At 55.4% G+C, this 26,282-nt stretch carries 22 protein-coding genes and 2 pseudogenes; 8 read left to right on the top strand and 16 right to left on the bottom strand.

What is annotated here, in order from left to right; translation table 11 throughout:
• Positions 1-96: 96 nt before the first annotated feature.
• Positions 97-1,116 carry an alpha/beta hydrolase gene (locus E4K09_RS12655; RefSeq protein ID WP_134497492.1) on the top strand — a complete coding sequence of 340 codons (1,020 nt, stop codon included), beginning with the start codon at positions 97-99 and terminating at the stop codon, positions 1,114-1,116.
• 51 nt (positions 1,117-1,167) lie between these two features.
• Here the strand turns inward: E4K09_RS12655 and E4K09_RS12650 are convergent, their stop codons facing one another.
• Entirely contained in the window at positions 1,168-2,115 is a 948-nt protein-coding gene (locus E4K09_RS12650; RefSeq protein WP_134497490.1) for an NAD(P)/FAD-dependent oxidoreductase, read from the bottom strand.
• Between the two features lie 159 nt (positions 2,116-2,274).
• On the opposite strand from E4K09_RS12650, the gene E4K09_RS12645 reads away from it, so the two are divergent.
• On the top strand, positions 2,275-3,153 hold the full coding sequence (locus E4K09_RS12645) for an aldose 1-epimerase family protein (protein ID WP_134497488.1): 879 nt from the start codon (positions 2,275-2,277) through the stop codon (positions 3,151-3,153).
• A 152-nt stretch (positions 3,154-3,305) separates the two neighbouring features.
• Here E4K09_RS12645 and E4K09_RS12640 read toward each other — a convergent pair.
• Positions 3,306-3,680, bottom strand: a pseudogene (locus E4K09_RS12640) (cupin domain-containing protein); the annotation flags it as partial.
• 427 nt (positions 3,681-4,107) lie between these two features.
• Positions 4,108-4,305 (bottom strand): hypothetical protein, encoded by a 198-nt coding sequence (locus E4K09_RS30185; RefSeq protein ID WP_244610491.1) that lies wholly within the window; start codon positions 4,303-4,305, stop codon positions 4,108-4,110.
• A 177-nt stretch (positions 4,306-4,482) separates the two neighbouring features.
• Between E4K09_RS30185 and E4K09_RS30180 the strand changes: the two genes are divergently transcribed.
• Positions 4,483-4,689 carry a peptidoglycan-binding domain-containing protein gene (locus E4K09_RS30180; protein WP_244610485.1) on the top strand — a complete coding sequence of 69 codons (207 nt, stop codon included), beginning with the start codon at positions 4,483-4,485 and terminating at the stop codon, positions 4,687-4,689.
• A gap of 143 nt (positions 4,690-4,832) precedes the next feature.
• On the opposite strand, the gene E4K09_RS12630 is transcribed toward E4K09_RS30180, so the two are convergent.
• Entirely contained in the window at positions 4,833-6,809 is a 1,977-nt protein-coding gene (locus E4K09_RS12630) for an acyltransferase family protein (protein ID WP_134497482.1), read from the bottom strand.
• A 306-nt stretch (positions 6,810-7,115) separates the two neighbouring features.
• Here E4K09_RS12630 and E4K09_RS12625 point away from each other — a divergent pair, with 306 nt between their 5' ends.
• Positions 7,116-7,961 carry an ATP-grasp fold amidoligase family protein gene (locus E4K09_RS12625; protein WP_134497480.1) on the top strand — a complete coding sequence of 282 codons (846 nt, stop codon included), beginning with the start codon at positions 7,116-7,118 and terminating at the stop codon, positions 7,959-7,961.
• 96 nt (positions 7,962-8,057) lie between these two features.
• On the opposite strand, the pseudogene E4K09_RS12620 reads toward E4K09_RS12625, so the two are convergent.
• The 4 genes and pseudogenes from E4K09_RS12620 to tauA all read right to left on the bottom strand — a co-directional run.
• A pseudogene (locus E4K09_RS12620) lies at positions 8,058-8,345 on the bottom strand (integrase core domain-containing protein); the annotation flags it as partial.
• A 133-nt stretch (positions 8,346-8,478) separates the two neighbouring features.
• Positions 8,479-9,363 (bottom strand): ABC transporter permease subunit, encoded by an 885-nt coding sequence (locus E4K09_RS12615; RefSeq protein WP_134497476.1) that lies wholly within the window; start codon positions 9,361-9,363, stop codon positions 8,479-8,481.
• A 1-nt stretch (position 9,364) separates the two neighbouring features.
• Positions 9,365-10,165, bottom strand: coding sequence for a taurine ABC transporter ATP-binding subunit (gene tauB / locus E4K09_RS12610; protein WP_134497990.1), 801 nt, complete (start codon positions 10,163-10,165; stop codon positions 9,365-9,367).
• A gap of 49 nt (positions 10,166-10,214) precedes the next feature.
• On the bottom strand, positions 10,215-11,177 hold the full coding sequence (gene tauA / locus E4K09_RS12605; protein ID WP_244610474.1) for a taurine ABC transporter substrate-binding protein: 963 nt from the start codon (positions 11,175-11,177) through the stop codon (positions 10,215-10,217).
• Here tauA and E4K09_RS30665 point away from each other — a divergent pair.
• The 4 genes from E4K09_RS30665 to E4K09_RS12590 all read left to right on the top strand — a co-directional run bounded on the left by E4K09_RS30665 (position 11,176) and on the right by E4K09_RS12590 (position 15,503).
• On the top strand, positions 11,176-11,298 hold the full coding sequence (locus tag E4K09_RS30665; RefSeq protein ID WP_280177457.1) for a hypothetical protein: 123 nt from the start codon (positions 11,176-11,178) through the stop codon (positions 11,296-11,298). The two genes, tauA and E4K09_RS30665, sit on opposite strands and share 2 nt — an antisense overlap.
• A gap of 884 nt (positions 11,299-12,182) precedes the next feature.
• Positions 12,183-13,163, top strand: a complete 981-nt coding sequence (locus tag E4K09_RS12600) for a class I SAM-dependent methyltransferase (protein ID WP_134497472.1) — start codon at positions 12,183-12,185, stop codon at positions 13,161-13,163.
• A 180-nt stretch (positions 13,164-13,343) separates the two neighbouring features.
• Positions 13,344-15,221, top strand: coding sequence for a glycosyltransferase (locus E4K09_RS12595; protein WP_134497470.1), 1,878 nt, complete (start codon positions 13,344-13,346; stop codon positions 15,219-15,221).
• A gap of 72 nt (positions 15,222-15,293) precedes the next feature.
• Positions 15,294-15,503: a hypothetical protein gene (locus tag E4K09_RS12590; protein ID WP_134497468.1), complete on the top strand. Its 210-nt coding sequence runs from the start codon at positions 15,294-15,296 to the stop codon at positions 15,501-15,503.
• 88 nt (positions 15,504-15,591) lie between these two features.
• Here E4K09_RS12590 and E4K09_RS12585 read toward each other — a convergent pair whose 3' ends face one another.
• The 8 genes from E4K09_RS12585 to E4K09_RS12550 form a co-directional block, all read right to left on the bottom strand.
• Positions 15,592-17,133 carry a glycosyltransferase family A protein gene (locus E4K09_RS12585; protein ID WP_134497466.1) on the bottom strand — a complete coding sequence of 514 codons (1,542 nt, stop codon included), beginning with the start codon at positions 17,131-17,133 and terminating at the stop codon, positions 15,592-15,594.
• Positions 17,134-17,964: 831 nt separating this feature from the next.
• Complete coding sequence (gene rfbA / locus E4K09_RS12580; RefSeq protein ID WP_134497464.1) at positions 17,965-18,837, bottom strand: glucose-1-phosphate thymidylyltransferase RfbA; 873 nt, start codon at positions 18,835-18,837, stop codon at positions 17,965-17,967.
• 1 nt (position 18,838) lies between these two features.
• Positions 18,839-19,744: a dTDP-4-dehydrorhamnose reductase gene (rfbD, locus tag E4K09_RS12575; protein WP_134497462.1), complete on the bottom strand. Its 906-nt coding sequence runs from the start codon at positions 19,742-19,744 to the stop codon at positions 18,839-18,841.
• Positions 19,745-19,761: 17 nt separating this feature from the next.
• Entirely contained in the window at positions 19,762-20,319 is a 558-nt protein-coding gene (gene rfbC, locus E4K09_RS12570; protein ID WP_134497460.1) for a dTDP-4-dehydrorhamnose 3,5-epimerase, read from the bottom strand.
• 13 nt (positions 20,320-20,332) lie between these two features.
• Complete coding sequence (gene rfbB / locus E4K09_RS12565) at positions 20,333-21,394, bottom strand: dTDP-glucose 4,6-dehydratase (RefSeq protein ID WP_134497458.1); 1,062 nt, start codon at positions 21,392-21,394, stop codon at positions 20,333-20,335.
• Between the two features lie 13 nt (positions 21,395-21,407).
• A complete protein-coding gene (locus tag E4K09_RS12560) occupies positions 21,408-24,617 on the bottom strand; it encodes a glycosyltransferase domain-containing protein (protein ID WP_134497456.1) in 3,210 nt (1,069 codons plus the stop codon).
• A 35-nt stretch (positions 24,618-24,652) separates the two neighbouring features.
• Positions 24,653-25,408, bottom strand: a complete 756-nt coding sequence (locus E4K09_RS12555; protein WP_134497454.1) for an ABC transporter ATP-binding protein — start codon at positions 25,406-25,408, stop codon at positions 24,653-24,655.
• Between the two features lie 9 nt (positions 25,409-25,417).
• Entirely contained in the window at positions 25,418-26,221 is an 804-nt protein-coding gene (locus E4K09_RS12550; protein WP_134497452.1) for an ABC transporter permease, read from the bottom strand.
• Between the last annotated feature and the right edge of the window lie 61 nt (positions 26,222-26,282).

Below are 26,282 nucleotides of genomic sequence, written 5' to 3'. Positions count from 1 at the left end.
GCCGAAGTGACTTATTAACCGCTGCAAGAGCCCCATTTCTGGACAAGTGCCCGCCGGACGGACACATCTTCTTCCGGAAAGCCATGAGGATCAGCGATGCGCAAGGACCCGAACGTGCCGGAAGGCATGGTGCATACCCTCCGGATCGACAGCGAGTGCCTGAAGGGCAATCTTCTCGGCGACCCCGCCCGTCGACGGATCGACGTTTACGTACCGGCAGGCCACGACGGACGAGGGCTGCCCCTCCTCGTCGACCTCGTGGGCTACACGGCGGGCGGGCCTGCGCACACCAACTGGAAGAATTACGGCGAGAACGTTCCGGAGCGGCTCGACCGCCTCATCGGAACGGGCGCCATGCCGCCGGTGGTGGTGGCGTTCCCCGATTGCTTCACGCGCCTGGGCGGCAATCAATATGTCGACAGCGCCGCGATGGGCCCGTGGGAGACCTTCCTTGTCCATGAGATGCTGCCCTTCGTGGAGAAGCGTTTCGGATGCGGCGGCGAAGGCCGCAGAGGCGTGTTCGGCAAGAGCTCGGGCGGCTACGGCTCCCTTGTCCATGCTCTGCGCCATGGCGGTTCGGTCTGGGCTGCGGCGGCCTCCCATTCGGGCGATGTGGGCTTCGAGTATCTCTATCATCTCGGCGAGTTCGCCGGCGCGCTGCGCCACTTGGCCGGCCACGGCATGTCCATCGAAGCCTTCCTGAACAAGTTCGCGCAGGGGCCGAAGGCCAAGGACCAGGATTGGCACGTGCTCATGCTGCTTGCGCAGGCGGCGAGCTTCGACCCCGATCCTGGCCAGTTCTGCGGCATCCGGCTCCCCGTGGATCTGCACACCGGCGAGGTGATCGAGGAGCGCTGGGCCAACTGGCTGCGCTGGGACCCGCTGCGCATGGTCGACAACCAAGATTATCGGGAAAACCTTCGCCGGCTGAAGGCCCTCTACATCGATTGCGGGGACGCGGATCAGTACAACATGGTCTATGGGTCGCGCCAATTGCACCGGAAGCTCGAGGCCGCCGGCATCGCCCATGTGTACGAGGAGTTCCCGGACAACCACTCGTCCGTGGATTACCGCATGGACGTGAGCCTGCCCCTCCTGGCCAAGGCTCTTGCTTGAAGGATTCTTGCTTGAAGGACTCTTGCCTGACCGACTTCCGCCGGGCGGGCTTCAGGCTCCCCCCGGCTCGTCTTCGGTCGGCAGGTCGCAATGGTTGTGGATATGCGTGGCGGCATGGGCGGCATGGCCCATGCCCACGACGATCTGGTCCAGGCCGCGGACCACATCGCCCGCCGCATAGAGGCCCTTCACGGTCGTCTGGCAATGCTCGTCGACGAGAAGGCTTCCCGACCGGTCCTGCTCGGCTCCCAGGGACAGGGCGAGGTCGGAGCGGTATTTGAGGCCCAGCGCCGAATAGAGCACATCGAAGCGATGCTCCTTGCCGCCCACGTGAAGGGCGGAAATGCGGTCGCCTTCCATATCGAGGGACTCCACGGGAGCCTCGACCACCTTGATGCCGTGCTCGTCGAGGCGCCCTCTCTCGTCCGGCGTCAGCTCGAGGGCCTGCCCGAGCGTCAGCAGGGTCACGTCGCGGGAATAGGTGCGCGCGATGAAGACCGCCTCGCCGAGGCCATGGGAGCCATAGGCGATCACGGCGATCTTCTGGTCGCGGGACTCGTAGCCGTCGCAGATGGGACAATAGCGCACGAGGCCGCGCTGCACGGCGTTGGGCACGTCCGGCAGGTCGGGCTCGATGTCCACGGCGCCCGTGGCAAGGACCACGCGCTTGGCCGAGATCTGGCTGGTGCCGCCGCTGTCGTCCTCGACGAGAGCGATGAAGCGGTCCGGCTGCTTGCGCAGGCCGGTCACCCGTCCGCTCCGGATGCACTTGCCGTATTGCTCCAGGTTTGTGCGCGCCCGCGCCAGAAGGTCGGGACCGGAGATGCCGTCCGCAAACATCGGGATGTTGTGACTCGTCGGGATCCAGGCCGCTCGGGGCGTGCCGCTGTCGACGATCAGGAAGCGGCGCTTGAACCGCGCGAGGTAGAGCCCGGTGGTCAGGCCCGCCGGCCCGCCGCCGACGATCAGGCCATCGAGAATGTCGCCGTTGATTCCCATGCCGCCGCAGTCCCTCCTGTCGATCCCAGAGGAAACAGAACTCGCCAGAGCGGCAAAAGATCGCCGCCGGCCGCCGGACGATTGTTGAATTGTGTTGAGTGTCCGTGAACGGTTGAACACGATGTGGCATCACATTGCCGCTACGTCAGGAGCCTCCCTATGACGGTCACGCTGTCGAACGCCCATCTGAAGGCCCGAATCTCATTGCAGGGCGCGGAACTGATCGACCTATGCGATGAAGAGGGCCGTGATCTGCTGTGGGATGGCGATCCGGCGTTCTGGACCGGGCGCTCTCCCCTGCTCTTTCCCGTCGTCGGCCGCTTGCGCGACGATCGGGCGCTCGTCGATGGCCGCGCCTATGCCATGAAGCAGCACGGTTTCGCGCGGATTTCCACGTTCGACATGGTCGACGCCTCCCCGGAGGTCTGCCGGCTTCGTCTGGCCGCGAGCCCCGCGACCCGCGAGCGCTATCCGTTCGATTTCAGGTTCGACATGACCTACCGGCTCCAGGGAGCAAGGCTGATGTTCACGGCCTCGATCCTGAACCCGGAAAGCCGCGCCATCCCCGTGTCGTTCGGCTTCCATCCCGCCCTGCGCTGGCCCCTGCCCTATGGCGGCGAGCGGGAGGCGCACGAGATCCGCTTCGATACAGAGGAGCCCGCTTCCTTGCACAGGCTGTCCGACGGGTTGATCGGAGAGGCCACCCGCCCGTCCCCGCTCCAGGGCGGCCGTCTGCTCTTGCGGGACGAACTGTTCGAGGACGGCGCGCTGGTCTGGAGCACCCTCGCGAGCCGCACGGTGCGCTATGGCGTTCCCGGCCGCCGCTCCATCACGGTGTCGTTCCCGGGCATGCCGCATCTCGGCATCTGGACAAAGCCCGGCGCAGGCTATGTCTGCATCGAGCCGTGGCAGGGCTATGCCGATCCTGTCGGGTTCGAGGGCGAACTGAGGGACAAGCCGGGAATCGTGATGATCCCGCCGGGAGAAAACCGCCATTTCACCATGGAGATCGCCCTCGATCCCCCGGACGCTTCCTAGAGCACCGTGCGGACCCAGAGGGCCGTACGGTGCTCTTAACTCAAGGAGAAGCATCGGACCCAAAAGTGCAAGTCCACTTTTGGGTCCGATGCTTTAGACCGCCGCACCAATCAACACGAAGGCATGGCATGAGGTCTGCCGATCGGCAGACCTCATGCCATGCCTTCGTGGCCCTCGCTATCCTCGACGCGGATGATGTCGTCCTCGCCCGTATAGCTGCCGACCTGGACCTCGATCAGCTCGAGCGGAATGCGGCCCGGATTGGTGAGGCGATGGATGGAGCCGACCGGAATGGAGATCGACCCGTTCTCGCGCAGGAGGCTCACGTTGCCGTTCACCGTCACCTCGGCGGTGCCCTTCACCACCACCCAGTGCTCGGCGCGATGATGATGCTTCTGCAGCGACAGGCATCCACCCGGCTTTACCATGATGCGCTTCACCTGGAAGCCACTTCCCCTGTCGATACGCTGATACAAGCCCCAGGGACGATGCATGCGCCGATGCCCGCTGGCCTCCGGGCGCTGCTTGGGTTCGTTCTGCCAAAACCGGCCTTCGTTTTCTGACGAGCCGCACGGATCTCGCGATCATTCGCAAAATTATTCAATCGGCAAAGTGCTGTATCATCAGCAATTGAGGTGATCTGACCGACAGTCGGCATGAAGCTAGTTTCCAATTATTCGCGGATCGAGGCGAACTCGTTGAGGCCAGAGCAAATCCGTTTCAGCTGTCGACGCTGCCACATATGGCCGCGTCGACCTTCATCGGGGAGGCTGCTCCGTCTCTGATAGTGAAGATGCCGATTCCTTCCGGCCTCCGCCCTATAACGCCTGCGGTTGTGGACAGGACAGCCGAGGATCTGCGATACACCTTGACTGGCGAATCACAGGAATACGGCCCCGTTGTACTTCTATGAACCGGTTGATCATCGCTCTAGCCCTCATTGGATGGGCTCTGTCAGGGTACTTGATGCTCCCTGGGCGCTCTCCCCAGCTTGATCTGCAGGCTGAGGTTGCCCGGTTGCGCCAGGTTGTCGAGAAGACCACCACCGAGCGCAACCAGCTTGCTGACACGCTGGAGCAGCTCAAGCGGAAAAATGAAAATCTGCAGCACCTTCAAAAGCAGATTGCGGCAACCCGCCAAGAGCTGAAGCATCTCGAATATCTCCGGGCTCGGCTCAGCGGGGATATTGATGGCATAAGGTCCCAGGCAGAGACGCCAGCGGATCAAGCCACCACGGCACGAGGCAGACCACAAGCTGCTTCGAGCGAAGCTCAGTCCTTGAGGCCGTCGTCTCAAGCCGCCTCCCCGAGCGAAAATCCCACACCAAGCGTGGCGGTGGCGCCGTCCCCGTCGAAGGACCAGGTGCGGGCTGCCCAGGAGGCGCTCACCGCCCTTGGCTTCGGACAGTTGAAGCCGGATGGGATGATGGGCCCTGGCACGCGTCGCGCCATTGAAGCCTTTGAACGGGCCAAGGGGCTTCCCATCACAGGGGGCCTGGGAGCGGGCACTCTTCAAGCCCTGCAAGCTAATCCTTGATCCAGGCCTGCAGCGACCAACCAGAGGCTTGTCACCAGGAAGCCATGAATCCTGTGTGCCCCGAGATCAGGGGTGACGAGCCCAGTCCGGCCGGTCCTGCTCGGCCGCCCGGAGTGTCTTTTTTGATCCCCAGCCTTCGATTTCTATTTTTCAGATTGCAGCGATAATTCTACTGCAAAGACCTTGTTTAGAGTTTTAGCGAATGTCGCGGTCAAGTGGTGTCGGTCTCGATAGACCAAAATGCCACCGATTATGGTCGGACACCGCTCAGCGTCGCACAGGTAATTTGTCAAATCCAACATACGCAGTCCCAGCTCTTCGGCCGCTGTCTGCGCAGGATCTCTTCGCAAGGAATCATTCCGCTTGGGAGCGCATTCAATATCCCAGTTCTTGCTTCCAGTCAGACATTTCTCCGCATCGAATCCGAGCCAAGGAGTCGAGCGAACAGGGCGCACATTAAGCCCCATTTTGAGCAACCGGGACCACGCTGCAACCATGCCCTTCACAGCTGTCTCAGGGTAAGCTGGGGATTGCGAGATCAAAACCAAATCTGGCCGCTCCCGCTCCAGCCAGGCAATTACGTTCTTGGACCATTCAAGGCACTCGGTATAGAGGCGTTTGAACGGCGCGTGGTAAACCGCTTCCAGCGAGAACAGGCATGCGGACTTGGATAAGCCGCGGAAGTTGATCGAGCCCTTGCGCGCCAGTTCCTCAAATGCGGGGTAGAAGTGCCCTGCATGAGAATCGCCGATCATAACAACTTTCGTCTTGGCGGCTGGATTACCATAAGTACATGTCAAGACCTCGCTCTCGCGCTGCCCCTGGTGACACTTGGCGGCGTAGATGGATGGCACGTCGGCCTTCACATTCTCCGGTCTCGGAATGAAGGTAGCGATATCCTCCTCTCGCCACTTGTACCGAGGATCAACCATTGCCACCGCCCCAAGGCGACCATTCAGGTCCCCAGGGCCCTGAACCGGATTAAACCATGCAAGAAAGCCCAACCCTATCAGGATTGTCGCCGCGGCACATCCCGCACCCACAGCGATCGTCCTACCAAAGGTGAACGAAGAAGTTCTAAATCGATCCTCAACAAAGACTTTGCTGGTATGAGCCAAGCAGCACGAAACAAAGAGGATGAGCATTCCGTCCACAAGACCTATGACCCGGTCTGCTACCTCTGCGTAAACAACGACAAGAGGCCAGTGCCAAAGATAGAGTGAGTACGAGATATCACCGAGATACTGCATTAGTCTCGCGTTCAATACGACACGAGGAGACCAAGACATCTGCGATCCGCTTGATGCAATAATGGCGGTCGCGGCCAAGGTTGGGAGCAGCGCTGCATATCCCGGAAATTGAGTGCTCTTGTCATAAGCAAGGCCCGCTATAATGATCCCAAGAATGCCGATCAATCCAAGAAGCGCTCGGAAAAAATGAGAGATGCTACTCCGTTCAAAATAAATGGCGAGGGCACCGCCGAGCGCTAACTCCCATGCTCGGGTCGTGGTCGCGAAATAGGCCGTTCCAGGATCGAAAGGGGTAAGGAAGATAGAACATGCCAGAGACCCAGCCCCGACGACAGCGATCATCCCCGCGAAACCGTTATAGGCGCTAAGGCCTATTTTCCGCGTTAGAACAAGTATGGGAAAGAGGATCAGTGGCCAGAAAATATAGTATTGCTCCTCCACTGATAACGACCAGAAGTGGTTCGTAGGACCTTTGGTGTCGCCAGCCAGGTAGTCCACCGCCTGGGCCGCTAGGAGCCAGTTCTGGACATAAGCAGCACTTGCGACGATCCCGTTGACGATGTCAGGCCACTGACCTTTTGGAAAAAATGGAATGCTGAGCGCGATTGCAGCTGACACCACCATCGCGGCAGGAAGCAAACGCCGGATACGCCTGGCATAGAAGCTGGGGATACTAATACGTCCTTTGGTCTCGAATTCCCTGACAAGGGAACCGGTGATCAGAAACCCTGAAATAACGAAGAAGACGTCAACACCGACATATCCGCCCGGAAGAACCTCAGGCCAAATATGATAGATCAGGACCAACAAGACTGCGATTGCACGAAGCCCCTGTACCTCACTTATGATGGAATGATTGGGATGGTACATCGTGCACTTAAGCTCCGAAAAAGCTCCAAATCGCTGTCGACCACTCACGGCTGATACTCTGGATCAAATCTAAGGGCAAGTTGCATGGGCCACGCATCATTAGCAATAAGCCTCCCGCGAGTGATCTGGACTGAAACGGAAGCTGTTAAATATTGGCAGCGAAGAATACGGGAAACTTAGAGGAGTTGCCTCAAACTGCCTCCACGTGCCACGCCTCCAAGGGCTTGCTAAATATCGAATGGGCGGGCAATACGAACTGCGTGCGGACAGTCTGTGCGTGTTCATAGATATTTTTGTGGCTTGGAAATGACTGGCGAAGTAAATAGCACTATTCGTCCTCAAATGACTTTTAGTGAACACCTCCATGCACGCCGAGAGCGATGGTGGGTTAAGAGACAGTTGCCGCAGTATAGTCGACTTTCCGGGAAACTTGAGGGCCGTTCTTTCATGAAGGACAACGGTTTTAAGGTTCCAGAGGAGATTGGGTTATACCCAAGGATTGAAGAGATACCAGAGTTCTCGAATCTCCCAAACAAATTCGTTCTAAAGCCATCGAGCGGATACTCGGCGAAAAACGTATTTGTTATTTCGGAGGGCGTAAATCTCCTCGATGGAAAAATTTACAACAGGAATTCTGTGATAGATGCTGTCAATCAGTCTTATGCAGGCCGTGAATTCAGGGGAAAATTTCTGATTGAAGAATTATTGATCAATTGGGATCAAAAGGACGGAATTCCGCTTGATTATAAATTCTATTGCTTTGGCGAAAGGATAGCCTTTGTCCATGTCGTTGAAAGAAACAGTGGCGTCAACATCAAGGCCAATAGACACTGGTTCATGAAGGACGACTGGTCCGATCTTGGGTTTAAGATACAGACGACACAGGAGCTCCAGAAAGAGCCTCTTCCGCGGCCGGCATGTTACAAGGAACTTATCGACACAGTCAGAACGGTCGGCCGGATGCTCAACATGTTTATGCGCATCGACATGTACGCGACGACGCGCGGTGCAGTCTTCGGGGAGTTCACGCCGACACCTCACGGAGGAAGCGGATATACCAAAGAGGCTGACCAGTGGCTGGGCAGCCTTTGGAAGGGTGTGGAAGGAGCATCTACGCTTGATTATCGAGACTTTGGTTACGAGGTGAGGTGAGCCCTGAGTTTCTTCCGCTCAGAGCTGGGGTCCGCTGGTTGATTTGCGCTGAGCCCTTTTGTTGGACCACCCGAGGCTAGAGTTTTCCGGCCTCGATCACGGCGGCAGGCTGGGGATGCCGATGGATTTCATGAACTCCACCGGGGTTTTATGCCCGATCGAGCTGTGCGGTCTGTCGCCATTGTACTCATGGCGGAACGCCTCACATTTTAGCCTGGCATCGGCCAGGGACAAGAACCAGTTCTGATCGATGCATTCGGCCCGGACCTTACCGTTAAACGCCCCGACGAAGCTGTTGCCGGTGGGCTTGCCGGGACGCGAGAAGTCCAGAACAACTCCATTCCGATAGGCCCACAGATCGAGAGCGCGCGAGACGAATTCGGAATGAAACCTCCGTGGCAGGTCACCGCGGCATAGAGCCATGCCTCCCCGTCTCTGGAACTCAACTCATCTTGTAAGGCTCACCAAGCTGTCGGGAAGGCTGGTCTATACAGCCCCAGATGGCTTAAAGCTGCAGTCATCCCCTGCCCTTCCATGGTACCAGTATGCGCTCAAGCCAGCGTATGCCGAACTCGAACAGGCTGGCGAACAAGCCGATGAGCAAAATCCCCATTATCACAACATCCGTGCGTAGGAAGTTTGATGCATTGAGAACCATTTGGCCAACGCCTGCGTTGGCCGCAATCATTTCTGCGGCCACTAGAGTAGTCCATCCAACTCCCATCCCGATCCGTAGTCCGACGAAAATCTCGGGCAGAGCCGCCGGTAGGACGACGTGCAGCAAAACCTGCATCCGGCCTGCACCCATAGAGCGCGCCGCGTTGATTTGCGCTTCCGAGGCGGACAGGACACCGGAACGCGCAGCAACAGCAACCGGCGCGAAGCACGCAAGGAAGATGAGAAGAACTTTTGAGGTCTCGCCAATGCCGAACCAGATAATCATTAACGGCAAGTAGGCCAGCGGCGGCAGTGGACGGTAGAACTCGATCAGCGGATCGAAGATGCCGCGGGCCACCCGGTTCACGCCCATAATGAGTCCCAGCGGAACACCTAATGTGACAGCTAATGCAAAGGCCCCCATAACACGAAGTAGACTGGTAACGAGATGAACCCAGAGCGGCTCACTATCAAGTTCGCCATAGATCGCCTGTTCAATTGCTGTGCCGATGGCTCCCGGCGTGGGTAGGAAAAGCGGCTTGATCCAGCCCTGATGGGTAGTAATAGCCCAAAGGACCAACAAAAGAACGACCGTAAAGATGCTGATCAGATGTTTCGGCACATTCGATACTTGGGACAGAAGTTCTCGCCACTGAGTCAGCTTTTGCTGTCGGGAAGGCCCGGAGATCTTGGGCACGGAAACTTTCTTAGCAGCACCGCACTCAGAGATGGACAAGTCATCCATTTCAGACCTCAGTGTTGAAGTGATGGTTGCGGCTATGGATCGAGTCCAGCACGCGCTCACGGACAGCGATAAAATCAGGGGATGATTTCACAGCCCGCGTGTCGCTAGTCTCGATATAGCGTTCAGAGAACCCCAGATCAATAGTCTCGACAATTCTGCCAGGGCGCGGGCTCATGATTATAAGTTTGGTGGCCAGAAAGATCGCCTCCTCCACGTCGTGGGTGATGAAGAACACTATCTTTTTGGTGCGATGCCAGAGGTCAAGCGTCAACTCCTGCACCTGTTCGCGAGTTAACGCATCGAGGGCCCCGAAGGGCTCGTCCATCAGCAGAACGCGCGGATCGTTCGCCAGCGCCCGAGCAAGCCCGACCCGCTGCTGCATGCCACCTGACAACTGGTAAATTTTATGACTTGCAAATTCCGACAACCCAACAAGACTGAGCATTTCGCCCGCGATGCGTCGCCGCTCTACCTTGGAGATGCCACGCATCTTCAGACCAAAGGCGACATTGTCAGTCACGTCGAGCCAAGGCATGAGTGCATGTTGCTGGAAAACGACACCACGGTCTGCGCCCGGCCCCCTGATCTCAGCCCCATCCAACAGAACTTCACCGTCCGTTGGCGTAACAAAGCCTGCAATCACCGACAGAAGCGTTGTTTTCCCGCAGCCGGATGGGCCGAGAGCAACAACAAACTCACCAGACCTAATCGTCAGATCCAGGTGCGATAGAGCAACAGTTCTCGACTGGCCTTCTCCATAGTGAACACTGAGATTACTGATTTCGAGTATACCACCCTCCATATGCAAAGAGGTCGCACCTTATGAGCGCAACCTTCCGCTTTGAAGCCTCTCACTTTGCAGCTTTGACGTACTCATCTGTTACGAATTTGGCGTAATCAGGGGCGAGTGCAGAAATTCGGCCCTGCTCTTTTAAAAACTGTGCGGTTTCGGCCAAGGCTTTCGCCGCCCCACCACCAAGCCAGTCTGCGGATGCTTGCTCATCGAGCGACAGGAAACGATAGGCTGCGAGAGAGCCGGGAACATCAGCAGGAGCCGCACCTGTGAGTTTCGATATTGCCTTTGCCTCAGGGGATACTGCGTCCCAAGACTTTGCCTTGGCCTTATATTCTGCGTCTTTTTGCGCAATCAACTTCACAAGCTTGACAAGAAAAGGTTTGTTGGCCTCAGCCCATGCTCGATCAACCATGATGCCGTCGAAGGTTGCACGGCCCTTCTTAGAGAGATCACCCGCCGATACGAGAACCTTTCCGTTCTGCTTAGCTTTGCCGAGGACGGGATCCCAGATGAATGTGGCGTCGATGTCTCCCCGATCCCAGGCTGCAGCGATTTCTGGCGGACGCATATTGAGGATAGTCACTTCCTTCGGATTTACCCCTGCATCGGTTAAAGCGAAGATCAGCTGGAAATGAGCCGTTGACACGAACGGAGTTGCGACGGTCTTGCCTTTGAGATCTGCGATAGAGTTAATATCGGAGCCGTTGCGCACGACCAATTGCTCAGCGTCAGCAATGTCATCCAAGATCCAGAACAGCTGAATATCCATGCCCTGCGACGCAGCTGTTGCAATAGGGCTTGAGCCGGCTTCGCCGATCTGCACGGCGCCTGAAGCCATAGCGCGCACGACGTCGCCGCCCCCCCCGAATTTGCGCCAAGTGATCTTATAGCCTGTCTCCTCTTCAATAGTGCCTTCGTCCATGAGCACCCGCAGCGGCGTAACCATGTCCTGATAAGCGAAGGTCACCTCTTTATCGGCGGCTGCGGCAGAACCCGCCAGCGAGACGAGCGCTGCCATGGCGCAGATGAATGAGATCTCCAATGTCTTTGCCCATTTCATGCGTTCACAAGGTCCTTTCACCTCAGCCTTCCAGCCTGTTTCTGCTGCTTCAATGGCGGCTTCTTCCGGGCGGATCTAACCTATGATTGCTCAAGTGTGTTAACGATAAACAAGATTCAGCACATATTCTTCTCAGCTGGATAAAAGCTGTCAATGAGAGGAAGCCTCTACTGTCATGGTGCCTTCTTAGTAGGCTTGTGCCGTAGTTTCTTGCATTTCGCCGAGATGTAAATTCTGGTGTGTGGATTTCTGTCCCGGAAAAGCACCTTGCATCCGCAAGGTTCAGGTGTCTAGTTCAGGCCCTTCAGTACGTCGATGGCTCTCCGCTGGTTTCATATTTGCCGAGCTCAGCTCTGCCTGCATAGACGTGAGGGCTTGGAAACCCTCTGCGTGATGCTTAACAAAACTTCCACTTTGGACTAAAGGACCGTGGCAATTGGGGCTATCACAGAGTCATCTCCCTTGATTCCCATTGCAGAGCCAAGGAGAAACCGTGTCCACAAGCTGATCGTCCATCTGCCAGAACAGGATTGATGCACTCGCATCGCAGACCCCAACCAACCGCCTTCACGGCCGCACCACGGCTGCGTCGCCTCGATCGATGATCTGGGTACAATGCCCTCGGCCTCTAGATTCCACGGCATCAATCGACCCAGATCACGCCTTTGTCCGCGTTGCAGCAGTCGATTATTTGTCTAGGACTTGCTGTGGCCCAATCTAGCAGATCCATCACGGGAATATCACCGAGGGTAACCATTTTCATCTTCAGCCCATCACACCCCATTTCAGAACCTCACACCTAGTTGGCGCACAGCGCATGTTCGGCTACATCCGCGTCAGAGACCAGACGACGATCGGCCGCGATATCGTCCCTTGCTCTTTGAATCAGGGGCTGTGTTGATCCACCGCCAGGAGGCAATCAGCCGCTGGGACTGTGCCGGTCAATGCAAACGAAAGTGGAACATGCTGCGAACTATGATAAGGAATGTACTTGGTGCACTAGGGCTTGAGCGAAGAAGCGCATCGGAAAGCCTCCGCAAGGAGCTTAAACTGATCAATCAAAATCTGGATAAGATCCATCGATCACTTTCCTCTCTCGAAGAGAGATCCCATACGGACCCGACATTGACAAGGTCCATTCTAGAACTAAGCAGTCGGCTTGAACTGCTTTCTACCACACCTGGCCCCTCAAACAAGCTTGCGAGCTCTGATCTAGATAGCCTTCTGCGCCACTACGAACGACTTATCACTCTCAGCAAGAACAGCGAGATTGCTATCAAGAAGAGCATCATTGACGGTCAAGATAATCAATTTCGTCAAATTGAAAGCATATTATGGTTACAAAGATTCTTAGATATACAGCGCCCGTTACCTTGGACCAGAGGATGGGCCGCATCACCGGACTTTCTGTTGCATATCTACACTATCATCCGAAATAATAGACCCAAGACTGTAGTTGAGTTGGGCAGCGGCGTATCAACTCTCGTCGCGGCGGCCGCTCTGCGCGAGAACGGCGCCGGACAACTCCTCACTTTGGAAAGTGATGAGCAACATGCCGAGACGACAGCTCGATTGCTTGAGACGGAGGAATTGCTCGAATTTGCTCAAGTCGAGTTCGCTCCGTTAGAGCCATGGACGCCGAAGAAGCCATCTCCCTTAGGCGAGCAATGGAGTTGGTACCGCACTGCAGGCGCCCTAAGCAAACACGACTCAATCGAGGTACTCATCATTGATGGCCCACCTCAAGCAACAGGACGCTTCGCGCGATTTCCTGCGATCCCGGAGCTACGACAAAAACTTGCTCGAGGCGCCCTCGTGGTTTTGGATGATGCAAGACGACCCGACGAACAAGCAATTACTTCGGCTTGGGTAGAGGATTATCAAATGACTGTGACACAGCATCGCAACTACGAAAAGGGCCTCGTCGAGTTTCGTGCATTTTGAGTAGATCAGCAAGAATCGGAACTAGAACGTAAATCACAATTACTCGAATAGACACTGGCCGTATCAGGCAGGCTAAACTCTGAATATCCTATAGCAAACGAGCTTTCCTTGAGCTCGTTTGAGTCTTAAAACTACTCAAGCTGCAGAGCCGCAACAATCAATTCTGAGCAGATATAAAACATGACCACACTGAGCTATATCAAGAACGCCCTACGGGTGGAGATGCGAACCTTAACGCTGAAGATTTTACGGGATGACCAGTTCTGGCGCTTTGGCCGGAAATCCAAGAAATTCAAACTTAACAGGCCTCGAACTCATCCCCTCTCTTTGAAAATGTGGTCTGGATTTGGAGACAGGGCGGCGAGAGAGCTTGAGGAGATAAAGCTTTCTGGACAACTAAAACTTTCGAAACAGGGTATCCCCGATACATTGACTGCCGCTGCTTGGTCTCTCACCCAATGGTACGCATACAATGGAAACTATAGCAGCGCGCTCGACAATCTGATGCTGATGACAGCCGCAGAACCTGAGCTAAATAAGAACACCAATACTCAACTTATGATGGTGGAATGCTTACTAAAGCTCGGCCGCGTTGACGAGGCTCAGCGATGGCTTCAGCGAGCGTCGAAGTGGGAAAAGGCCGCCTCAGAGATCTACTTATCCGCGGCCAACATTCACCATGCACGATTGGGCCGCTCTGACAACACGCCCGATATTGATGCTGAACGACTGGCGTGCCTCAATCGCATATATGAACGAGAGGGTTTCTCGAAAATTGTAAAGGTCGACGAATCCGCCGCTTTAACGCTGGATAATATTACCGCTTACAGACCGCGCAACGTAGATGTTACAACGAAGTTAAGCGTTCTGGTTCCCGCATACAATTGCGCAGATACACTTCCTATAGCCATTCAAAGTATTTTGAACCAGACTTGGACAAATATCGAAGTCATAGTTGTGGATGACCAAAGTCAAGATGAAACGTGGCGCGTGATAGAGCGCTTTGCTCAAGCTGACCGTCGTGTTGTGGCAATCAGACACGAACGAAACGGCGGTGCATATGCAGCCAGAAACACCGCATTAGCGCATGCGACTGGAGATTTTGTTACCGTCCATGATGCTGATGATTGGTCGCACCCAGAAAAATTCGCCGTACAAATGCTAGATGCAATCTCTAATCCACATGGCACAAATACGACAGTTGGTGTGCGCACATCGCGGGATTTACGTTTCGACGTAAAAGCCAATACCGGCGGGATGTTCATTGAGAATACTTCTTCGCTATTGTTGAGAACGGAAATAATAAAAGATCTTGGTGGGTGGGATCTCACAAAAGTAGGGGCGGATTCAGAGCTTTATGAGAGAGTATTAAGTAAATACAAAATAACAAAGAATAAACTTTACCCAACTACACCTTTGACGCTCATCCTATACAGCCCAACGTCCCTGACGCAGTCTAAAGCTACTGGAATTTCCTCTATTCACTACGGCGCCCGCAGGCAGTACAAAGAAGCGTATCGTTATTGGCATGCTATGGAACTCGCCAAGCCAGAACCTGACCTGTCCATCAACACAGTGCGACGGTTTCCTGCCCCACGAATCCTACTAGGCGAGAGGGAGCCAATCAGAGACATTGATGTGATCATAGTTGGGGATTTTTCCGACATGAGCAGATCCTTTGACAAGGACATTGCTCAGTGGGAGAGCTTGGCGCGCGCAGGATTCAAGCTGGGTATCACTCACTGGCCGTTATATGCGAGCCAGGGACAAGATATTGTTCTGCCCGTTCGAAGCACAATTGCGGCAGGTATCGTTGAGAATATTGTACCTGGTCAGGTTGTGTCGTGCAAAGCAACGGTACTCCTGAACATGGAACATCTAACTAGCCCTCCAACCCCGCGCCCAAGCATAAGTACTTCCCGGCTGTACTTACCCGCCGGAGCTGGGAACTCAAGGGAGCAGGAAGAAGCATCACAGCTCCTTTTTGGTTGTAGTCCTATCACCGAGGGTGAAGCTTACCTTAGGATTGCAATGGAAGGGCTAGTGCGTGCGAGTTGAAATGACGTGAGCCCGAGCTTTCGTTGCGCCGGGCCCCTTCTTTGATCGCCCGTGCGCCTGATGGAGGGCAACTTGCGCATCGAAGCGACCGTCGCGCGTGTGCGTGTGTCAAAGCATGCCGACCTCAACCCGATCGAACAGGTGTTTGCGAAGCTCAAAGCACTGCTGCGTAAGGCTGCGGCGCGGACGAAAAAAGCTCTCTGGGCCACCATTGGCGAACTGCTCGATGAGTTGCTGCCATGGTCCTATGCCACTAGGCGAAATCTCAAAGACGCTGCCTGAAGACGTGGCTTACACCGAACCAACATCATTGAGATCTTGACAAGCACCAACCCCGGAGACTCTCAGTAAACCCGAATGGCTGCACGTGTCATCCCAATCCACGAATCTTGGGGCGAAACTCGGATCCCTCAGATGGCAGAATGCTATCTGGAACTGGAAAGGGTCGCCGATCCAGTGGAAATGGCATGTAGAGAGGGTCAGCCGTTTCATGCCACACACCGAAAGCATGACGGTATGAAGATCTCACCGGGCTGTAGATACCTAAATCGTTATCTATTCGGAAGACCCCATCACCCGATAAGCTGTTCTCTGACCAATTTACGAAAGAGAGGAGCTTATTTAGCAGCCGAATACTCTGACTCCCAAACGCGCGCTCCATCCGCAGGTGAAATTCCCCATCTCCCGCAGCTCGAACGGAGTCATACCAACCGATTTTCTCCATCACAGGTCTCCGCCGAAACATAAGTGACGAAGCATCTGGCCTGATGTAGCCACTTAGTGCCCTGAAGCCTTTGTGACTTGAGCAGCGAACATGCTGTACCCAAGTAGCAATGATCGATTTGTCAGTCTGTAGTTCTGTTACAGCAGTCTCAATCTTCTCGGGATGCGCCCAATCGTCTGCATCCTGATTGGTAACGAATTCCCCACGTGCCGCTGCCAAAGCTATATTCCTGGCAACAAATGTTCCCTCATTCCTCTGGAGGGAAATCACTCGGAAACGGGTATCAACTGCAGAGAAATCCGCAATTATTTGAGCAGTATCGTCGTTACTTCCATCGTTCACGACAATCAATTCCAAGTCATGATATGTTTGCCGACGTATTGACTCCATTGCGTATGCGATGGTTTGAGAACTGTTATAGGCAGGCATCAATATTGATACGAGAGGACCACTCACCGATTTGTTTAGACTCGAGTTCGTCTCAAGGTTCTCACATGATAACGGCGAGCTCTCATCGATCAGCCCGACAAGATCTAGATTATGGCTGTTAAGAACATTATTCACCCCCGCCAGCTGAAGGTCATACCGCCCGTTCCAAAAATGAAGCTGCGCATTATAGATCTCAAGCTTTTCGCTGCGTAACCCGCTCGTAGCTGCAAGTTTTAACGCAATCTCTAGTTTGGCTGCCTCAGCTTGCCAGCCTCTCTCTTGAAGATCATGGGAGCACTTCAAGAGCAGGTCGAAATACCCCGCTGTGAGTTCAGTACTGTGGGTTTCGATACGCCGGATCACCGCTTTCCGTACTTGAGCGTTCACCCCCCGCAAAAAGGGATATGCCTTAGTCAGGAACTCTGCTGCCGCTGGGCTATCTGGCTCGCCCAAGACTTCTTCTACGACCTGCTTCACAGCATCAGGTCGGTTCATGTTGGCGGCGGCTGCAACATAGAGATATCGACTGACTAAATCCCCCTTGTGCTCCGCTGACATTGTTTCATACGTCGAGGTGAGGTCTTCAAAACGATGAGTCTGAAAATAGCATCGCAGGAGCATCCGCCATGCCCGACCCTTTGTTACTTTGGCGCCTTCAAGGTATGTGGACGCCGTATTGAAATCACCGGCCTCCATCATTTTCCCTGCGCGCTCTAATGCTAAGTTTTGCTCGTTGCTCAGATTCGGAGGATTACGCACGCCATCTCCAGTTTTCTGCCTATAAGGGATGTATGGAGCTTAAAGTAGTTTGATTTTATCGGAAGCAGCCCCTTCGAATGATATGATTGTCCTGCGGAATACGCCCCACCCGACCTATAGTATGTTATTTTAGATCGATCATCGTTCGGGAAAGCAAAACCTTCATTGACCTGATCCCTGGAACCTAGACCAGCCCGCAAGGGAATTTGCTCGCAATTGGATCTGCCCTCAGATTTAATCCATGGCCAACGCAACTTTCGGGCGGCAGGAGCGGAAGTGATACGTTGACCGCGGGAACGGTACGGCCCGGCAGGCCTGGCGGATCGAAACCTAAAAGACGGTACGCACCAAGTCGACGATCTCCCGGCCCGAGTAGGCGTCATTGTTTTCGCCGAATCACCTCCGAGAGCATATCCTTGTTGAAGGTGAGGTCCGCCACGAGCTTTTTGAGGCGGGCGCTCTCCTCCCCCAGATGCCGCAGCTTTCTGACCTCAGAGAGCATGAGGCCGCTGTACTTCTGCCTTCCTCGATTGAAGGTGGGTTCAGACCCACCATCTTGCGGCAGACCTCCGGCGTGCGCGTGCCGGCCTCCGTCTGCTGCAGGGCATAGGCGATCGGCTGGTCTGTGAAGCGGGTCTTCTTCATCGGTCAGCACTCCGTCGCATCAGGAATCTAATTGAAATCCCTTACATTCAGTGGTCCAACTTCCCGGGAGAAACCACTTGCCAGAACGCATCAGGCCATGGCGCACGCCTCACATAGCAAACGAAAGGGCGAGGCTGGCGCTAGTGTTTCTACCGATCCCTTGAGTGGCGCTCACCAAAACACTTTTTAATTCATACCGTCAGCGATTTTTAGAAGGTACTGTCCATAGGAACTTTTGGCGAGTTGCATTCCGAGTTGAGTTAGCTGCTCGCGGGTGATCCAGCCAGAGTTGTACGAAACCTCTTCCGGGCAGGCGATCCGAAAGCCTTGTCGCTTCTCGAGGGCGCGCACGAACTCCGAGGCCTCAACAAGGCTGTCCGGCGTGCCAGTGTCGAGCCAAGCATAGCCGCGCCCCATAAGCTCTACTTGAAGCTGATCCATCTCAAGGTAGATCCGGTTCACATCCGTGATCTCGAGCTCACCTCGGGCAGAGGGCTTAAGCTTTGCTGCGATATCCACCACCTGGTGGTCATAGAAATACAGTCCCGTTACAGCCCAGCTGGAACGCGGCGCCTGCGGCTTCTCCTCAATTGAGATAGCTCGCCCATCAGCATCGAACTCGACCACTCCGTAACGCTCAGGGTCAGTCACATGGTAGGCAAATACAGATGCGCCTGAGGTGCGCCTTGCTGCGGACTGCAGTAGGTCCGTCAGGCCATGGCCGTAATAGACGTTATCTCCTAGGATTAGCACCGACGGGCCGCCGGCCACGAAATCAGCGCCGATTACATAGGCCTGCGCCAAACCCTCTGGCTTGGGCTGTTCCGCATAGGACAGGCGGATGCCCCACTGCTCACCGGATCCGAGAAGCTGCCGGAAGCGCGGTAGATCATCAGGGGTGGAGATGATCAGGATGTCGCGGACCCCGGCCAGCATCAGCGTGGTCAGGGGATAATAGATCATCGGCTTGTCGTAGATCGGCAACAACTGCTTGGATGTCACATACGTCATCGGGTGCAGCCGTGTGCCGCTGCCGCCGGCTAGGATAATGCCCTTCATTTCACTGTATCTCATCTACATAGGCAGGCCGAACGAGACGACGAACACAGCGCTCGAGCGACCGCTGCCAGGGTGGGAGAGTGACGCCGTATGTCGCGGCGAGTTTCGTGCAATCGAGCCGGGAGTTGGCCGGGCGCCGTGCAGGCGTGGGATACTCAGCGGTTGTGATCGGACGCACACGAGCGCTCGGACCTTCGAAACGACAGGACAGGTCGAAGATCGTAGAGGCAAACTCAGCCCAGCTGGTGGAACCGGCGCCTGTCATATGAAATAGACCACGAAGACCCGCTTTATCTCGCCGCTCAACAAGATTGCGGCAGATTGCGATTGCTCCATCCGCGATGTCGAGAGCGCTTGTCGGCGCTCCATACTGATCGGCAACGACCGAGACCTCATCCCGATCAGTGGCGAGACGCAGCATTGTCTTGACGAAATTTTTGCCGGTCGGGCTGTAAACCCACGACGTCCGCAAAATGACATGGTTCGGAGTTGCGGCTGCGACGGCGCGCTCTCCGGCCAGTTTCGAGCGGCCATATACTCCGAGGGGTTGAACTTGATCCACCTCACGGTAGGAACGGTCCAGAGTTCCGTCAAAGACGTAATCCGTGGAGAGGTGCACGACTGGAATACGGAGGCGGGCCGCCGTTGCCGCGATAACTCCTGCCGCAGTTCCATTGACGGCCATGGCAAGATCCGGCTCTGCCTCCGCCTGATCAACAGCAGTGTAGGCGGCCGCATTGACTATCGCGTCAGCCTCAGAATTGCGGACGACGGCTTCGATGCTATCTGGCTGCAACAAATCCAGTTCTGGACGTCCGACGAGCTGGACCGTCACCCCGTGAGAGGAAGCCCGCTCAGCCATCGCCTGGGCCACCTGCCCTCTCACCCCGATCACAAGAATGCGCATTGCAGGAATTCCGATCCTTAGGGGAAGTAGGCTGGCAGGTCTGCCAACAGGGGTTGCTGGAGATCCTTGTCGGACAGGACGGCGTTGGCAGGATCAACGGGCCACTCGATGCCCAAGGTCGGATCGTTCCAAGCCAAACCATGATCATTCGCTGCGGAATAATAGGCCGAGACTTTGTACTCGATCTCGGTATTCGGCTCGAGAGTGCAGAAGCCGTGAGCGAACCCAATCGGCACAAAAAGCTGGCGGCCGTTCTCCGCGGAAAGCTCAACGGCGACGTGCTGGCCGTAGGTTGGAGAGGAGCGTCGAAGGTCAACTGCGACATCGAGAATGCGGCCGCGCACAACCCGGACCAGTTTATCCTGTGCGAAGGGCGCACTCTGAAAATGCAAGCCCCGCACCGTGCCCACCGCGACCGACAAGGAATGGTTGTCCTGCACGAACTCCGTGCTAATGCCTCCCCGGCCAAAGCGCTGTCGATTATAGGTCTCGCTGAAGAAGCCGCGATGATCACCGAAACGCTTCGGCGTCACGATCTTCACATCCGAGATTGCTGTCGGCTGAATGTCAAGCATCGTCAGGTTTCACTTATGCCACAACACCAAGCCGTTCACCACGGTACACACCGGACCGCACACGCTCCCACCATGCGCGGTTGTCGAGATACCACTCGACTGTCTTGCGCAGACCGGTCTCGAAGGTCTCAGCCGGCCGCCAGCCCAGCTCCCGCTCGATCTTGCTGGCGTCAATGGCATAGCGCAAATCGTGTCCAGGCCGATCCGCCACATACGAGATCAACCCTTCACGGGAGCCGATGTCAGCATTCGGCGCCAACTCATCCACGAGGCTGCAGATGGCGCGGACAACATCGATGTTCTTACGCTCGTTCCAGCCGCCGATGTTGTAGCTCTCACCCACCCTGCCCTTTTCAGCCACAAGAATGAGCGCTTCCGCGTGATCGTCGACATAGAGCCAATCGCGCACGTTCTCGCCTCTGCCATAGACGGGCAGCGGCTTGCCTTCGAGGGCATTGAGGATCATCAACGGGACCAGCTTCTCGGGGAAATGATAAGGCCCGTAGTTGTTGGAGCAATTCGTCACAACAGTGGGCAGGCCATAAGTATGGTGCCAAGCCCGCACGAAATGATCTGACGCAGCCTTAGAAGCCGAGTAGGGAGAGTTTGGCTGATACGGAGTGTTCTCCTGGAAAAAGCCCTCCTCACCCAGAGAGCCGAACACTTCATCCGTTGAGATATGGTGGAAGCGGAAGTTGTCGCGGCGCTCACCGCTTAGAGCCCGCCAGTAGCGCAGGCTCTCCTGCAGGAGAGCAAACGTTCCAACCACATTGGTTTGCACGAACTCGCCGGGACCGTCGATCGAGCGGTCCACATGGCTCTCGGCCGCAAGGTGCATGATGACATCCGGCTCGAAGCGCCGGATCACCTCTTCCAAGTGAGCCGCATTGGCAATGTCAGCCTGAACAAATGCATAGCGAGGATTGCTTGCGACTGACGCCAGAGAGTCGAGATTGCCTGCGTAGGTCAGCTTGTCGACCACAAGCACTTGGTGAGAGGTCTCACCGATGAGGCGGCGGACGACAGCCGAACCGATAAAGCCAGCACCACCTGTTACTAAGAACTTCTTTGTCATAGGCGACACTCTTCTAGGCAACCGCCCGATCCTTGGAGACCTGCTGTTTCGCCCACCCACCGTCGAAATATGGTGCAGCCCGTCTGCGCATCCGCTCTAGAAGCGGATGTTCCTCTACTTGACGACACGCCACAGTTATTTTCTCTGCACCGTAGAGTTCGCGCAGGCGTTGTCCGGCCTCAGCCATGTGAACAATTCTCTTCTCCTCTTCGATGCTGCGTGACTTACGGTGAAAAACGAACGTGTTGGTGGCGAGTGCGAGCTCGAACCCAGCAGCCGATGCTCGGAGGCAGTAATCGTTCTCCTCACCATAGTAACGTTTGAAATTCTCATCATCGAACAGCCCGATACTGTCGATGACCTCCTTTTTCACACCAAAGCAGAAGCCGTGCACCAGCGGGACACGTGGGAAGAGATGGGCGAAGCTCCATTGCTCACACGCAAGATCAATCTCCGCGGGTGTGAGACCGTGCGGTAGGATGTTGATAGCAGTGTTTGTACCTGAACTCTTGATGTTCGGGATAGATTGTGCACCTGCAGCGTTCGAAAGTGGCCCGACGATACCGATCCTTTCGCTGCTGTTTGCCACATCAAGCATTTTCAGCGCCCAGTTTGCGCTGACGATAGTGTCACTGTTAAGAAGGATCCGGAACCCAGCCGATCCAGCAGCCAGTCCGCGACTGGCCGAGCGTGTGTATCCTAGATTCTCCTCGTTCTCGATCAATTCGATCTGCTTATCGCCCGCGGCGAACGCCCGAAGATACCCAGTCGTCTCCTCATTGGAGCGGTCATTGACAATAATAATCCGGTGGGGCGGCAGCAGATTGCTTCGCGCGGATTCGAGACAGAGGCGAACGTCTTCTAGTGCGTTGTAAACACAAACGATGATATCAATGGGCGTGTCACGGAGCTGTGAGAGGTGCTGATCCTTCACATGAGAGAAAGCGACATCGTCAGCCGGACCAACAACTTGCCCGAGTTGTAGAAGTTTGTTCGGGATCTTCAAAACACGGGATGACGTGTGCCGGAAGTAGTTGAAGTCGTCGTGATCGCGTACCGAGGCTCCCTGCGGCAACAGTGGAACGATGCGCAGGCCTGGAAGGTGGTGGATTACCCAAGCAAGCCCCAGCTGGTCACGGCGGCTGAATTGCTCGAGCTGCTGCCACCAGGAATAGAGTGCTGCAGTCGTAGTGGGGTTCCCAAGCCGAACAACCATGAAGCCAGTTTCAAACAATGGCTGATGAGGGGGGAGCCCATGTCGGCGATAATGGTCAACCTGCTGGTCGATGATCGACTCACTATCTTTCCCAAGCCGCTTGCATGCCTCAGCCTCCTCATAGAAGCACTCTCGATGGGGATGCGGGACGAAACCTAGATGCGCACCTTCAAGCAATACCATCTCGATATACTTGTTGAGGTTCCCCTTGAGAACAATGTTGGCGTCGAGCCAGACGGCGACGTCATGATCCGGAAATAGCTCGTGGGGATGTGTTTTTACCCAACGGGCAATCCGCGTCGGGTCAGGATGATAATAAGGCGCTGAGCGCATCTGCCAAACGCCATAGTTGTTGCGCGGCTGGTCTGTGAAGCAAACGTAATCGACGTCCCTATCTATGTGCTCCGGAAGCAAAAGCTTGTCATAACCACCAAAAATTGCCGTATAGATTACAATCTTTCGCTTGTTGACGTTGGCCTCTTCGCGGTAGGAAGCTATCTTCTCATAGACCTTCTCGTCGACTTGCCATTGATTATCCCCAGCTGCAGCAGTCGCAGCACTTGACAGTCGCAGCATTACTGCTTTTTTTGTTGCAGCAAGCCCGCGCTGGACAAGCGTCGCAGCACGCGGCAGACGGCGAGCGATGGACCGGAGGGGGAGAGTCACGCTCCAAGATAGCGAGTTGCGCATTCGTCGAACTTCCGCCTGCAGACCTCTCACATCCTTCTGCAATTTTTTGACTTCTTTCTGTTGACGATCAATCTCCATCTGCTTGAGGGTACGTTGCGCACGAACTTGCGTGTCTGCCAGAGCAACCAAAGACCTACATTGATAGTCGGCAAGTTGGTGCCAGTGCGGTTTGTTCTGCTTTTCGTCAACGGATCGACTGTCCAGCGACTTTTCAAGCTCATGCCGGATCCGTTGCCAATGAGTCTGAAGTTCGGTCTTCGCTCGATCCCGCGTCGCGCGGAGATTCGACTTGTAATCGTCCGACAACAGTGTCGGCAGGAGCTCGGGCACCTGATTCCACTCAGCTACAAGAACATCAGCCGCCCTGTGAAATTCGGATACTCTCGAGGGCTCTACTTCGTTTCCGGCGACGCACAGGCCGGGAACTCCAAAGACACTGGCCGCAATCAACCCGTGCCGAGACGATCCAGCGTAGAACGATGCATGCGCAATGCAGGATATGATGTCTACCAATTTGCGCGGAGCATCGAGAACAACCGGCGCGGACAACATAGACCGGCTCACTTCTCTTGCGAGCACATCCTCACTTCGGAATGAGCCAGTCGCGATGATGACCGGATGCGCCGAAAGCTGGTGCGCAAGGGCATCAAGCCTCTCAGCTAAACCTCGAACTCCAGCTTGTCCGATATGGCGGCGGTCGAGTTGAAAAATCACACTCCGTTCTGGTGGTATGATCCCGAATGCGGCGAACAGGTCATTGTACGCGCCGGACAACTGATCAGCGGTCCAAAGGCTATCCACTGCCCATATCGTGTCTGGAACGACTGCAATCTGCGCATCGGGCCAAACATCGAGAAGATATTGCCGGCTCAGATCATCCCGCACTGAGAGATAATTAGCCCGAATGAGAGCCTCTCGGGCGAGAGCATGGAAGTCATTCGGAATAGAGCTAGTGACTTCTGGTGCGTTCCAAAGGACTGATGTGCGATCTGAGGAAAATAAACTAGGCCCTATCCATAGATCTGTGAAGGTGAGTTTATCGCGTGCCCCAGGACCGTAGTCTCGATTGTGAACGGGAACTGTTTGGACAATATCACCTCCGCCGACCAGTACAGCATCCGGCACAACGGTCTGATCGAATAGCTCATAGATCCCTATGCTGGACACGGCGTCGTCGAATGCGGACTTGCATCCTGTTGAGGATACAGCCTGGAGTTCAAGACCAGGGACACTTCTCAACTGGTGCGCCGCAATGAGCGGGAGAAGGTGGTCGCCGTAGTTCCGGAGGTGGAAGGCACCAAACTGAGCAATCTTCATTTTCTTGGCTGATCCAATTCCCAAGAGGGCATTCCTTACACAGAAGCGCTTTTGTATGCCTCAAGAACTTCGTCGACAGCTCCAATCGCCTTGAGCCTACCGTGCTCAAGCAGCACAGCTTTGTTGCAGAGTCCCCGCAATACCTTGTTGGAGTGCGAGGCCAGCACAAGGATCTTCGCTTGGCTTGCGACATTCTCCAATTGCTGACTTGCTTTCCGGAAGAAGGCCGCATCTCCTGTTGCGACAACCTCATCCAGAAGGAGGATGTCAGCATCAACGTGTGTCGAGATGGCAAAAGCAAGGCGCGCACGCATTCCGGACGAGTAGGTCCGCATAGGAAGGTCAAGAAACTCACCCAACTCGCTGAATTCAGCTATACTATTGAGCTTCTCCTTGATCTCAGCACGGCTCATACCAAGAAATAGCCCTCGCACAAAGATATTATCCAGGCCTGTTGCCTCCATATCTAACCCGAAGCTTAGATTTAGAAGCGGCGCAACTCGGCCCACAACAACGGCTTGTCCCTGCGTGGGCGCATAAAGTCCCGCCATCACCCGTAGCAGCGTCGACTTGCCGGCTCCGTTGTGACCGATGAGCGCCAAACGGTCCCCCGGATTCAGAGAAAGAGAGAGACCCTCAAGTGCGCGCACACGTAACTGACCTGACTGCGCTGCAGCCAGCTGCCCACCAACGGCTGTCCCTGGCGACTGGGACTGCAGCGCAGCTTTGCGGGATTTCGTTGACACTAGCGGAAAGTCCAATGTCACATTCTCGAGTCTGATCAGCGGCATGCCGTCACCTTAGACCCAATAGGCGATTTGCCGACGCCAATGCGCATATATCGGCAAGGTGACACCCCATCCCAAAATGGTGATCCCGAGAGTGACACCCCAGACAAGGGCGCTCGGTGCTTCGCCCAGGAGGGGCGCGCGAAAAATCTCAATGAAATAGTACAACGGATTGAAATGGACGAAGGCCGCTCGAAGCCCACTCACACTGCTTGCATACCAGATGATCGGGGTTACGAAAAAAGCCAAGCGCATCGCGCTGGGGATCATGTGACCAAAGTCTCTGAAGCGTACATTGATCAACCCAAGCAACAGCCCCACCCAAACGCCGTTCAGGAGGATTAGTATCAGCGCAGGGATAGCAAGGGCCAAGGCTGGGAAGGGCGAAACCTGGAAAATCACAAGCACAATAAGATAAACAAGGATGTTATACCCAAGAATCAGGGTATTTCTCCACAGGAATCGGTACACATACACCGTGTTCGGAACTGGAATTTCTCTGATTGCCGCAGCATTGGCAACGAAGACTTCTTTGCCATCATTCACAATTGCTGACAGCAAATTCCACACCGTAAAGCCTGCAACAAGGTATGGAATGTAGTCATGCGGCGAGCGCTGCATGATCGCGCTATACAGCGTTCCCATACAGCCGGCCACGAACCCCATGCTAATTGAAATCCAAAGGGGCCCCAATTTGGAGCGACGGTGCCGCAAGAGAACATCGCGCCAGCCAAGCGTCAGCCACAGCTCATACCATCGTAAGCCCGCGCTGACGTCGCGTAACGCCTCCACCAGTCCTCCCCCTTTGGGCTTCAATGCTTCTGTCCTTCAGGTGATAATTGCCACCCTCCAAATGCGCGTGTCTCTTCATATGCTC

This window comes from Microvirga pakistanensis, from assembly GCF_004458765.1.
Lineage (GTDB): Bacteria > Pseudomonadota > Alphaproteobacteria > Rhizobiales > Beijerinckiaceae > Microvirga > Microvirga pakistanensis.
The sequence above is the reverse complement of the archived record's forward strand: the minus strand, read 5'-3'. Positions and strand labels throughout refer to the sequence as shown.